The following is an 11,676-nucleotide window of genomic DNA, read 5'->3' on the forward strand; positions in this document are numbered from 1 at the left end:
GGTCCCGGCGGGGCTCACCACGTCGTCGGGTACTCGACGGGCGGCACCGTGGACGGCTCCACCCGGTTGGTCTTGAGCACCTGGGTCATGACCTGCTGGAAGACGGGAGCCGTCGCCTGGGACGTGTTCATCTTAACCGGATCGGCGATGGTGACCGTCACGACGTACTCCGGGTCCTCCGCCGGCGCGAGCCCGGCGAGCGAGACGGTGTAGCTCTTCGAGTAGCCGCCCTTGCCGTCGGGCTGCTGCGCGGTACCGGTCTTGGTGGCGATGTTGTAGCCGTCGACGTGGATGTCGTTCGCCAGCCAGCCCTCGTTGTAGTGCGTCTGCAGCATGTCGACGACCTGCTTCGCGGCCGAGCTCGACACCACCTGGGTGCCCGTCGCATCGGGGACGTCCACGACGGAGCCGTCGGCCGTGGTGCAGCCGTCGATCAGCTGCGACGGGAGCCGCACTCCGCCGTTGCCGAGCGTCTGGTAGATGCTCGCGACCTGCACCGCGGTCGCCGAGACGCCCTGGCCGAACATCGTCGTGTAGTTCGTCTGGTTGTCCCAGTCCTGGTAGTCGGCGAGCAGCCCGCCCTCCTCGCCGGGGAAGCCGCTCGTGGTGGGCGTGCCGAGACCGAACTTCTGCAGGTAGTCGTAGCGGGTCTGGGCCGACAGGCGGGAGCCGAGCATCGAGATGCCGACGTTCGACGAGTCCTTGAGGATGCCGGTCAGCGTGTAGTTCGTCGGGGTGTGCGCGAAGTCGTCGCTGAACGAGGCGCCGTCCTTCTCGAAGGAGTCCGGGACGACGACCTGGGTCGTCGGGCCCGCCTGGCCCTGGTCGATCAGCATCGCGGCCGTCATCGGCTTGAAGGTCGAGCCCGGCTCGAACGGCGCGCGGAACGCGCGCGAGCTGCGGTCGGCGGAGGCGCTCGCCTCGACGTTGTTGGGGTCGACGGTCGGCGTCTCGGCCACGGCGAGCAGCTTGCCGGTCTTGACCTCCTGCACCACGACGATCCCGTAGCTGCCGCCGACCTCGGCGACGCGCTGCGAGAGGACCTGCTGGGAGTAGTACTGGAGGTCGGAGTCGATGGTGAGCTTCAGCGTCCCGCCGTCGACGGCCGGGGTCTCCGAGACGGTGCTGCCCGGGATCCGGACGTAGTCGGCGCTGCGCTCGTAGCTCTCGGACCCGTTCTGCCCCGCGAGGCAGGTGTTCTCCGCGTACTCCATGCCCTCCTGGGCCGCTCCGTCTGCCCCGACGTAGCCGACGAGGTTGCCGGCCACCGCGCCGTTGGGGTAGCTGCGTCCCTGCTGGGTCTCGAAGTAGGTCCACGGGATGTCGAGCGCGACGAGCTTCTGGTAGGCCTCGAGGTCGAGCCCCTCCGAGAGGATCAGGTAGTTGGCCTTCGCGTCCTTCGCGAGCGCGGCGTCCACCGCTCCGGTGATCTGCTCGACCGACTGCCCGGTGATCGCGCCGATCTCGGAGGCGGCCTGCTGCACGCTGACCATGACCTTCTGGTCCTCGCCCAGCTCGCGCGGGAACTCGGCCACGTTCTTCGGCGAGGTCGTCAGCCGGTAGCGCGTGGTGGTGTCCGCGAGCACCGTCCCGGAGCGGTCCACGATGGGGCCGCGCTGGCCGTAGGTGACGACGCTGTTCGACTGGTTCTGGGCGGCCGCATCGGTGAGCTCGTTCGCCCGCACGATCTGGATGTCCACCAGCTTGCCGATGAAGAGTCCGACGACGGCGACGATGATGACGAACGTGACGGCCGTGCGGCGTCTGCTCGAGCGGTGGTGTCTCACTGCGGCGGTGTCCTTCTTGCTCCGGGCGGGCGGGCCGCCGTTCGTCGGGTCCGGATGGTCGTCGTGCGCCCCGCGGGGCGGGTGCCCGCGCGGAGGCGGACCGCGACGCCGTGCGTCAGTGCGTGATGGGCGCGGGCAGCTCGCCCTGCAACGGTACGGCCGCACCGTCGACAGCCGGGGAGGACGCGCTCGCGCCGGGCTGGAGAGCCGGGACGAGGGCGTTGGGCACGAGCGGCGCGGAGGCGGTGCCCGCGACTTCGCTCGACGCGGCGGAGGAGGGGTCGCCCAGCACGGCGCCGTCCGAGAGGCGGAGGTAGACCGGCGCGGTGTTGGCGACCATGCCCAGGCCCTGCGCGGCGGTGGCGAGGTTCTGCGGCGAGCTCAGCGTGTCGACGGCGTCCTGCTTCTCCGCGTTGCTGCGGGTGAGCGACTTCTGCTCGGTCTGCAGCGCCGAGATCTGGTAGGCCCCCTGCGAGAGGCCGACGCTCACCAGGAGCTGGACGACGATGATCGCGAAGAGGCCGGCGACGGCGACGATCCCGTACACGAGCTTCGGGCGCGACTGCGCCTGACCGGCCGGGACGGCCTCGATGCGGGGGCGGGGCGCCTCCTCCTCGGGGCGTGCTCGGCGGGCGGTGTCGATGACGGCGGGGTCGATGACGGCGGTGGCGCTCATGCGGTGCTCCTGATCCTCTCGGCCGCGCGCAGACGCACGGGTGTCGCTCGGGGGTTGCGGGCCTTCTCGTCGTCGGAGGCGAGCTCGGCTCCGCGGATGACGAGTCGGAACTCGGGTCGATGCTCCGGCAGCTCCATCGGGAGGCCGGCCGGGGCGGTGGAGGAGGACGCGGCCTGGAGCGCGCGCTTGACGATCCGGTCCTCGAGCGACTGGTACGCCTCGACGACGATCCGCCCGCCCTCGTTGATCCGGCCCAGCGCGGCGGGGATCGCCCGCTCGAGGACGGACAGCTCCTGGTTGACCTCGATCCGCAGCGCCTGGAAGACGCGCTTGGCGGGGTGGCCGTTCCGCTGGATCGCGACCGGGGTCGCCGCCTGGATGATCTCGACGAGACGGCCGGAGCGCTCCAGCGGAGCCTCGCGGCGGGCCTCCACGATCTTCTTGGCGTAGCGCGCGGCGAGGCGCTCCTCGCCGTACTCGTGGAAGATGCGGCGCAGGGCGGTCTCGTCGTAGTCGGCGAGGATGCTCGCCGCCGTGAGCGGGGCGGTCGAGTCCATCCGCATGTCCAGCGGCGCGTCCTTGGAGTAGGAGAAGCCGCGCTCGGTCTCGTCGAGCTGGAGCGAGGAGACGCCGAGGTCGAAGAGCGCACCGTCGATCGTGTCGATGCCCAGCTCGTCGAGCACGTCGGGCAGCTCGTCGTAGACGGCGTGCACGAGGTCGATCCGGGAGGCGTGGGCGGAGAGCCGCTCCCCCGCGAGCTGCAGCGCCTCGGGGTCGCGGTCCAGGCCCACGAGGTGCAGGCCGGGGAAGCGCTCGAGCAGCGCGAGCGAGTGCCCGCCCATGCCGAGCGTCGCGTCGACGACGACCGCCCCGTCGCGCTCCAGCGCCGGAGCCAGGAGCTCGACGCAGCGCTCGAGCAGCACCGGGAGGTGCCGCTCCTCGGTCGGGCGCGGAGCGCCCTTCGGAGTGTTCTCTGCCATGGCGGTCCCGCCGTTCCCGTTCCTGTCGTCCGATCCCCATCCACCTCGCGTCCGGACACCGGGGAAGGTGCGTCCGGGCGCCGAGTGGCTGGGAGTCGCGCGACAGGACCTAGAACAGGCCGGGGATCACCTCCTCCTGGGTGTCGGAGAACACGGACTCCTGCTCCTGCAGGTAGGTCTCCCAGGCGCCCTGCGCCCAGATCTCGGCGCGGTTGCCCGCTCCGATGACGGTGAGGTCGCGGTCGAGGCCCGCGTACGCACGCAGCGGAGCCGGGAGGGTCACGCGGTTCTGCTTGTCCGGCGTCTCGGCGCTCGCGCCCGAGAGGAACACCCGGAGGAAGTCCCGCGCCTGCTTGCTGGTCACCGGCGCCTGCCGGATCTTCTCGTGCATCACCTCGAACTCGGCCTGGCTGAACACGTACAGGCACCGCTCCTGGCCGCGCGTGACGACGACTCCGGAGGAGAGCTCGTCGCGGAACTTGGCGGGGAGGATCACGCGGCCCTTCTCGTCGAGCTTGGGGGAATAGGTGCCGAGGAACACGGACTGCCCCCCACTTCTTCCGGCCAAGGATGGTGTGTCCTCCACAGTACTCCACTTCCCCCCACTCACAACCCCGGCGCGGCGCGGGGCACGCCGGAGAGGCCCCGGTCATCCGCGTGTTTCCGCGGAATCGCGACAGTGGGGCGAAGTGGAGGGGGAAGGTCGCGGGAGGGAGGCCGCGGGCACGAAAAAAGGGCCGATCCGTGAGGATCGACCCTGTGGTGGAGCGGAGGGGGGGCTAGCCGCGCCCGTCTCCGCGGTTGTCCCATCTGTCGTTCAGTCGGTCCATGAAGCCGGACCCCTGGCGGTTGCCCGAGCGGGGCTTCGACGGACGGCCGACGTCGGGCAGGCCGGGCTCGGCGGAGCCGCCGGCGGCCGGGCGCATGGCCACGATCACGCCGCCGAGCATGAAGGCGAACCCGAGGATGCCGACGAGGGGCTGGCGCACGACCACTCCCGCGACGAGCACGGCGAGACCGAGGATGCCGAGGAGGATGCCGAGCACGAGGGCCCGGTAGTTGGTGCCGCCGCGCCCCTTGCCGACCGCCGCCACGAAATCGGCGTCGTTCTGGTAGAGGTTCCGCTCCATCTCATCGAGGAGCCGTTGCTCGTGTTCCGAAAGCGGCATCGTGACCCCTTCAGGGTGCGGCGTCGACCCTTTCGGGGATCGGCACCGGAATAGGCGGCGTCTGGGCTCGACCGGTCGGGCGGCGCTTCAGTGTAGACCGAGCCCGACGCGGGCACCAGGCACCTTCGGTGCATAGGCTGGTCGGGTGAACCACAGCTCTCGACTGGTCGATCGCGTCCAGCTCCGAATCGATGAATTCCTCACCGGGCGCACGCCAATTCTGCGCTCCATAGGAGAGGACGTCTCCGCCCTCGGCGACCTTTCGCGGGACTTTCTCAGCGGGGGCAAGCGGTTCCGCGCGCGCTTCTGCGAGGCGGGCTGGAACGCGGTGTCGAGCACCTCGAGCGAAGCCCATCCGAGCGGCTCCGATCCGATCGCGAGGGTGGGCGCCGGGCTGGAGCTGTTCCACGCCGCCGCCCTCGTCCACGACGACGTGATCGACAACTCCGACACCCGCCGCGGCGCTCCCGCGGCCCACCGGCGCTTCTCCTCCTTCCACGCCGACGGCGGCTGGACCGGCGACCGCGACGAGTTCGGCCGCTCCTCCGCGATCCTCCTCGGCGACCTCCTCCTGGTCTGGTCGGACGAGATCTTCGCCGCGGCGGAGTGGTCGCTCGGGGATCGAGTCGCGGCCGAGCGCGCGCGCGCCGAGTTCAACCTGATGCGCACCGAGGTCACGCTGGGCCAGTACCTCGACATCCTCGAGGAGAGCGCGTGGGTGCAGCACCCCGAGCACGAGCACCTGCAGCGGGCGGAGCGGGTGGTGGTCTACAAGAGCGCGAAGTACAGCATCGAGGCGCCGCTGGTGATCGGCGGCTCCCTCGCCGGCGGCGACGACGCTCAGCTGGACGCCCTGCGCCGCTTCGGGCTCCCGGTCGGGATCGCCTTCCAGCTGCGCGACGACGTCCTCGGAGTCTTCGGCGACCCGGCAGTGACGGGAAAGCCGGCCGGCGACGATCTGAGGGAGGGCAAGCGCACCGTGCTGCTCGGCCTCGCCCGCGGCGCGTGCTCGCCGGGCGAGCGGGCCGAGCTCGACGCGGTCGTGGGCCGGAGCGACGCCGACGCGGCGTCCATCGCGCGGGCGCAGGAGATCATCGCGGGCAGCGGCGCCCTCGAGCGGCTCGAGGAGCGCATCGACCAGGAGGTGGCCGCGGCGATCGCGGTCCTCCCCGACGCGCCGCTCCGCACGGAGGGCGTGGGGGAGCTGCGCGAGCTGGCCGCCCAGGTCACGGTCCGCACCTCCTAGGAGCGGACGGGCGGGATCAGGCCAGGGCCTGGGCGACCCGCCGGACCTCGGCCTTGCGGCCGGCGCGGAGGGCGACGATCGGGCTCGTGCCCAGGCTCTCCTCGACCGTCAGCATCCAGTCGACCGCCTCGTCGTCGGTGAAGCCGGAGTCGGCGAGCAGGATCGCGGTGCCGCGGATCTCGCTCATCGGCTCCCCGTCGCGGAGGAAGAGGGCGGGGACCTTCAGCACGCCGTCGCGGCGGGTGCCGAGCAGGTGGCGCTCCTCGAGGAGGCGGCGGACCCGGCCGGCGCCGAGCCCGGTCAGCTCCACGAGGTCGGGGACGGTCAGCCACTCGAGCTCGGAATCGGTCGAGGTGGCGGGGGAAGCGGACGAGTCGGTCACGCGTCAAGACTGCCACGAGCCCGGAGGGCCGCCAACTGCGGGCGCCCCGGAGAAGGAGTCGGGCCCGTCCTGCGCCGCCCGGGCGTCGCTCACCGGTTCCCCCGGGGGTCTTGCCTAGACTCGTCGCGTGACCACCAGCCAGCTCGACCCTCTCCTCGGCCGTCTCGTCGACGGCCGGTACGAGGTGCGCTCGAGGATCGCCCGCGGCGGCATGGCGACGGTCTACCTCGCGCACGATCAGCGCCTCGAGCGCCGCGTGGCGATGAAGGTCATGCACGGCCACCTCTCCGACGACGCGACGTTCAAGAACCGCTTCGTCCAGGAGGCGCGCTCCGCCGCCCGTCTCGCCCACCCGAACGTGGTCAGCGTCTTCGACCAGGGCCAGGACTCGGACATGGCCTACCTGGTGATGGAGTACCTCCCCGGGATCACCCTGCGCGACCTGCTCAAGGAGCGCGGCCGGCTGACCGCCCAGCAGGTCGTCGACATCATGCACTCCGTGCTCTCGGGTCTCGCCGCCGCGCACCGCGCCGGGATCCTCCACCGCGACCTCAAGCCCGAGAACGTGCTCCTCGCCGACGACGGCCGGATCAAGATCGGCGACTTCGGCCTCGCGCGCGCCGCCTCCGCCAACACCGCCTCCGGTCAGGCCCTCCTCGGCACGATCGCCTACCTCTCCCCCGAGCTGGTCACGCGGGGCACCGCCGACACCCGCAGCGACATCTACGCCATCGGGATCATGATCTACGAGATGCTCACCGGAGAGCAGCCCTTCACGGGCGAGCAGCCGATGCAGATCGCGTACCAGCACGCGAACGACTCCGTCCCGTACCCCAGCGCGACGGTCGCCTCCGTCCCCACCTCGCTCGACGAGCTCGTCCTCTGGGCGACCGAGCGCGACCCGGACATGCGGCCCCGCGACGCCGGTGTCATGCTCGCGCAGCTGCTCGAGGCCGAGCGGCTCATGGGCATCACACCGAGCGACCGCCGCGGCGACACGCAGGCGGTCACCCCGCTCCCGGCGCCCGTCGCCGATCCGGCGCCCGCGACGGCCGTCTTCGATCCGGCGGAGCCCGGGCAGACCTCGGTCTTCGACCCGGCGCCGGCGCCCGGAGCGGTACTCGTGGTCGACGAGGACGACGACACCGTCGCCCGGCTCGCGAGCAGGCGCCGCGTCCGACGGCGTCGCGGCGTCCTGCTCACGGTGGTCGTGCTCCTCCTGGCGCTCATCGGCGGCGGGACGGCCTGGTGGTTCGGCGAGGGACCCGGCGCGATCGTGTCGATCCCGGACGTCGTCAGCCAGTCGCAGCAGGACGCGACGGCCCAGCTGCAGGCGCAGGGCTTCGAGGTGCAGCCGCAGGAGACGCCCGACCTCACCGTGCCCGCGGGGACGGTGGTGAGCTCCGATCCGCCCGGCGGGCAGGGGGTGCACAAGGGCTCCGTCATCACGCTGACCGTCTCGAGCGGGCCGCGCCAGCTGCCGGTCCCGTCGCTCGCCGGCCTCTCGGAGGCCGACGCTGCTGCCGCGGTGACGGGCGGCTCCTTCACCGTCGGCGACGTCTCGAAGATCTTCGACGCCGACGTCGACGCGGGTGTGGTCGTCTCCGCCTCGCTGCCTGACGGATCGGCGCTGCCCGAGACGATGTCCGAGACCAGCACCATCGCGATGGTGGTGAGCCTCGGACCGATCCCGAACGTCGTCGGCCTCTCGATCGACGACGCGACGGCGAAGGCGGAGGCGGCCGGTCTCGCCCTCGACCGCAGCGGCGAGGACTGGAGCGACACCGTGGCCGCGGGCGTCGTCCTCACGCAGGCGAACCCGGAGGCGCCCGCCGTGACCGGCGACACCGTCTCGGTCGTCGTGTCGAAGGGGCCCGAGCCCGTCGCCGTGCCGAACGTCGTGGGGATGAACCGCGACGAGGCGAAGGCGGCCCTCGAGGCGGCGGACCTGTCGTGGAGCTACTCCCTGACGACGCTCGGCCCGCTGATCGACGCGGCGCCGAACGAGCTGACCAAGGTCACGAACCAGTCCAACAAGGCCGGCGATCTCGTGCAGCGCGGCACGACGATCCAGCTGTCGATCACCATCACGACCTGACGCCGCCGGTCGAGCCCTCAACGAGGACTCGACCGGCGGTCGGGGTCGGATCAGATCGCGCGGCCCCGGAGCTCCTCCGCCACGAGGAACGCGAGCTCGAGCGACTGCATGTGGTTGAGGCGCGGGTCGCAGACCGACTCGTACCGGGTGGCGAGCGTCGCCTCGTCGATGTGCTCCGAGCCGCCGAGGCACTCGGTGACGTCGTCGCCCGTGAGCTCGACGTGGATGCCGCCCGGGTGCGTCCCCGCGGCGCGGTGCGCCTCGAAGAAGCCCTTGACCTCGTCGACCACGTCGTCGAAGCGACGGGTCTTGTAGCCGGTCGGCGTCGTCAGCCCGTTGCCGTGCATCGGATCGGTCACCCACAGCGGCAGGGCGTCGCTCCGCTTGACGGCCTCGAGCAGCGGCGGGAGGGCGTCGCGGATCCTCCCGGCACCCATGCGGGTGATGAAGGTGAGGCGACCGGGCTCCCGCTCGGGGTCGAGCTTGTCGATCAGCTCGAGCATCGTCTCGGGCGTGGTCGACGGGCCGAGCTTCACGCCGATCGGGTTGCGCACCCGCGACAGGAAGTCGACGTGCGCGCCGTCGAGCTCGCGGGTGCGCTCGCCGATCCAGATGAAGTGGCTGGAGGTGTTGTACGGCGTACCGGTCCGCGAGTCGATGCGCGTCATGGGGCGCTCGTAGTCCATCAGCAGGCCCTCGTGGCCGGTGTAGAACTCGGTGCGCTTCATGCCCTCGAAGTCGGCCCCGCACGCCACCATGAACTTGACCGCGCGGTCGATCTCGCGGGCCAGCTGCTCGTAGCGCTGGTTCTGCGGGTTCTCGGTGAAGCCCTTGTTCCAGTAGTGGACGAGGCGCAGGTCGGCGAATCCGCCCTGCGTGAAGGCGCGGATGAGGTTCAGCGTCGAGGCGGCGGTGTGGTAGCCCTGCACGATGCGGCGCGGGTCCGCGGCGCGCGACTCCGGGGTGAAGTCGTAGCCGTTGACGATGTCGCCGCGGTAGGCGGGCAGGGTCACGTCGCCGCGGGTCTCGAGGTCGCTCGAGCGCGGCTTCGCGAACTGGCCGGCCATCCGGCCCATCTTGATGACGGGCATGCTCGCGCCGTAGGTCAGGACGACGGCCATCTGCAGCACGGTCTTGACGCGGTTGCGGATCTGCTCGGCGGTCGCTCCGGCGAAGGTCTCGGCGCAGTCGCCGCCCTGCAGGAGGAACGCCTCGCCGCGGGCCGCGGCTCCGAGACGCTCGCGCAGCTGGTCCACCTCGCCGGCGAACACCAGCGGAGGGAGCGCGGCCACCTCGGCGGACGCCGCTCGCACGGCCTCCGCATCGGGCCACTGCGGCTGCTGCTTGATCTCGAGCTCGCGCCAATAGTCCAGGCCGGCGACCACGGAGGGGGCGGCGAGGACGTACGGTTCGTTCGGATCGATGACCACGAGGGTGTTCCCGGTTCTGACGGGCGCCAGCGGCGCGCGGAGGGCCGCCGTCCGGACGGACGGCAGCGGTTGACGAGCTTATCGCCTGGCAGAGCGCTCGGCCGGGAGGTGGCCCCGGCATCGAGCGGGCGCTCAGCGGGTGAGGGCCGCGCGCTTCTCCTTGACCGAGGTCGCGTAGACGTCGAGGTACTCCTGGCCGCTCAGGGCGAGGAGCTCGTACATGATCTCGTCGGTGATCGAGCGGAGGATGAACCGGTCGCCCTCCATGCCCTCGAAGCGGCTGAAGTCGAGCGGCTCCCCGAAGACGATGCCGATGCGGCCCAGCTTCGGCAGGCGCTTGCCGATGGGCATGATGCGAGCGGTGTCGATCATGGCGACCGGGATGACGGGCACGCGGGCCTCGAGGACCATGCGGGCGACTCCGGTGCGGCCGCGGTACATGCGACCGTCGGGGCTGCGCGTGCCCTCGGGATAGATGCCCAGGGCGTGGCCGCCCGCGAGGACGCGGAGGCCCGTGTTGAGCGAGGCCTCCGACGCCTTGCCACCGGAGCGGTCGATGGGCAGCATCCCCGTGGCGGTGAAGAACGTCCGCGTCGCCCAGCCCTTGAGGCCCTTGCCGGTGAAGTAGTCGCTCTTGGCGAGGAAGACCATGTTCCGCTCGATCACCAGCGGGAGGATCACGGAGTCGATGAAGGAGAGGTGGTTGCTCGCGAGGATCACGCCGCCGTTCTGCGGCACCTTGTCGGCACCGACCACCCACGGCCGGAAGATCGTCTTCAGGAGCGGGCCCGCGACGATGTGCTTCATGAACCAGTAGAACATCGGGCTCCTCGGCGGTGCGGCGGATCGGGTGCGGCGGGTGCCGCTAGAGGGAGCTCGCGTGCAGGCGCGCCAGGTCGGCGGCCCCCACGACTCCGGCGTCGTTGACGAGCTCCGCGATGCGGAACTCGGGCTCGGGGTGGTAGCCCCGGGCGGGGAGGTTGTCGAGGTAGGCCTGGCGGATGGGGTCCAGCAGGAGGTCGCCCGCCTGCGCCACTCCGCCGCCGATGACGAACATCTGCGGGTCGAGGACGGCGCTCAGGCTGGCCGCCGCCTCGCCCAGCCAGTGGCCGAGCTGTCGCAGCGCCGCGAGGGCGCCGAGGTCGCCGGCGGTGATCAGCTCGGAGATGAGGTGGCCGTTCAGCTCGCCGCCGTTGCGGGCGCGGGCGTCGGCGATGCCCTGGCCGATCCCGCCCGCGTCGGCCAGCTCGCCGGCGAAGCGCTGGAGCGCGCGGCCCGAGCCGTACTGCTCGATGCAGCCGCGGGCGCCGCAGCCGCAGGGCAGGCCTCCGGGGACGACGCGCATGTGCCCGATCTCGGCCGCGGCGCCGAAGCCGCCGCGCAGGAGCCGGTCGTTGATGACGATCGCGCCACCCACTCCGGTGCCGATGGTGAGCATCAGCATGTCGCTGACGAGGCGGCCCGAGCCGTAGCGGAACTCGGCCCAGCCGGCGGCGTTCGCATCGTTCTCGATGATGATCGGCAGGTCGATGCGGGCCGAGAGCTTCTCGCGGAAGGGCTCGTTGCGCCAGTTGATGTTCGGGGCGTAGTAGACGATCGACTGCGAGGCGTCGATGAAGCCGGCGGCGGCGACTCCGACCGCGGAGACGTCTCCCGGGAGCAGACCGGAGCGCAGATGCTCGACCATCTCGACCACGACGTCGACGATCAGCTCGGGGTGCCCGGCGGGCGTGGGCCGACGGTCCTCGCGGAGGATCCCCCCGAACTCGTCGACCAGGGCTCCGGCGATCTTCGTGCCGCCGATGTCGATCCCGATCGCGTGCACGCGAACCGCCTTCCCGTCGCCACCGGCGCGGCAGCGTCGGCGGGCCGCCCTGAGCGGCGGCCAGGACGAGTGTAGTGACCGCG

Annotated in this window: 11 protein-coding genes; 2 read left to right on the top strand and 9 right to left on the bottom strand. The window is 71.5% G+C overall.

Annotated features, from left to right (window positions below):
* Nucleotides 1–14: 14 nt before the first annotated feature.
* The 5 genes from C5C50_RS11225 to C5C50_RS11245 form a co-directional block, all read right to left on the bottom strand.
* Nucleotides 15–1,787, bottom strand: coding sequence for a penicillin-binding protein 2 (locus C5C50_RS11225; RefSeq protein ID WP_244229623.1), 1,773 nt, complete (start codon nt 1,785–1,787; stop codon nt 15–17).
* Nucleotides 1,788–1,902: 115 nt separating this feature from the next.
* The gene (locus C5C50_RS11230; RefSeq protein WP_104222588.1) at nt 1,903–2,463 is read right to left on the bottom strand and encodes a hypothetical protein; all 561 of its coding nucleotides are present in this window, start codon (nt 2,461–2,463) and stop codon (nt 1,903–1,905) included.
* On the bottom strand, nt 2,460–3,443 hold the full coding sequence (rsmH, locus tag C5C50_RS11235) for a 16S rRNA (cytosine(1402)-N(4))-methyltransferase RsmH (RefSeq protein WP_104225374.1): 984 nt from the start codon (nt 3,441–3,443) through the stop codon (nt 2,460–2,462). Before rsmH ends, C5C50_RS11230 begins: the two co-directional genes overlap by 4 nt.
* Before the next feature lie 109 nt (nt 3,444–3,552).
* On the bottom strand, nt 3,553–3,984 hold the full coding sequence (gene mraZ / locus C5C50_RS11240; RefSeq protein WP_104222586.1) for a division/cell wall cluster transcriptional repressor MraZ: 432 nt from the start codon (nt 3,982–3,984) through the stop codon (nt 3,553–3,555).
* A gap of 238 nt (nt 3,985–4,222) precedes the next feature.
* Nucleotides 4,223–4,612 (bottom strand): DUF3040 domain-containing protein, encoded by a 390-nt coding sequence (locus C5C50_RS11245; RefSeq protein WP_104222585.1) that lies wholly within the window; start codon nt 4,610–4,612, stop codon nt 4,223–4,225.
* Between the two features lie 145 nt (nt 4,613–4,757).
* On the opposite strand from C5C50_RS11245, the gene C5C50_RS11250 reads away from it, so the two are divergent.
* On the top strand, nt 4,758–5,858 hold the full coding sequence (locus tag C5C50_RS11250; RefSeq protein ID WP_104273473.1) for a polyprenyl synthetase family protein: 1,101 nt from the start codon (nt 4,758–4,760) through the stop codon (nt 5,856–5,858).
* Between the two features lie 16 nt (nt 5,859–5,874).
* On the opposite strand, the gene C5C50_RS11255 is transcribed toward C5C50_RS11250, so the two are convergent.
* Entirely contained in the window at nt 5,875–6,240 is a 366-nt protein-coding gene (locus tag C5C50_RS11255) for an Rv2175c family DNA-binding protein (protein ID WP_104222583.1), read from the bottom strand.
* Nucleotides 6,241–6,367: 127 nt separating this feature from the next.
* Between C5C50_RS11255 and pknB the strand changes: the two genes are divergently transcribed.
* The gene (pknB, locus tag C5C50_RS11260; protein ID WP_104250750.1) at nt 6,368–8,338 is read left to right on the top strand and encodes a Stk1 family PASTA domain-containing Ser/Thr kinase; all 1,971 of its coding nucleotides are present in this window, start codon (nt 6,368–6,370) and stop codon (nt 8,336–8,338) included.
* Nucleotides 8,339–8,388: 50 nt separating this feature from the next.
* On the opposite strand, the gene C5C50_RS11265 is transcribed toward pknB, so the two are convergent.
* The 3 genes from C5C50_RS11265 to C5C50_RS11275 form a co-directional block, all read right to left on the bottom strand.
* The gene (locus C5C50_RS11265) at nt 8,389–9,723 is read right to left on the bottom strand and encodes a class II 3-deoxy-7-phosphoheptulonate synthase (protein ID WP_104222617.1); all 1,335 of its coding nucleotides are present in this window, start codon (nt 9,721–9,723) and stop codon (nt 8,389–8,391) included.
* A 177-nt stretch (nt 9,724–9,900) separates the two neighbouring features.
* Nucleotides 9,901–10,590 carry a 1-acyl-sn-glycerol-3-phosphate acyltransferase gene (locus C5C50_RS11270; protein ID WP_104222581.1) on the bottom strand — a complete coding sequence of 230 codons (690 nt, stop codon included), beginning with the start codon at nt 10,588–10,590 and terminating at the stop codon, nt 9,901–9,903.
* A 43-nt stretch (nt 10,591–10,633) separates the two neighbouring features.
* Nucleotides 10,634–11,593: an ROK family glucokinase gene (locus C5C50_RS11275; protein ID WP_104222580.1), complete on the bottom strand. Its 960-nt coding sequence runs from the start codon at nt 11,591–11,593 to the stop codon at nt 10,634–10,636.
* Nucleotides 11,594–11,676: the final 83 nt, after the last annotated feature.

The organism is Rathayibacter sp. AY1D9 (genome assembly GCF_002932395.1).
In the GTDB taxonomy this organism is placed as follows: Bacteria; Actinomycetota; Actinomycetes; order Actinomycetales; family Microbacteriaceae; genus Rathayibacter.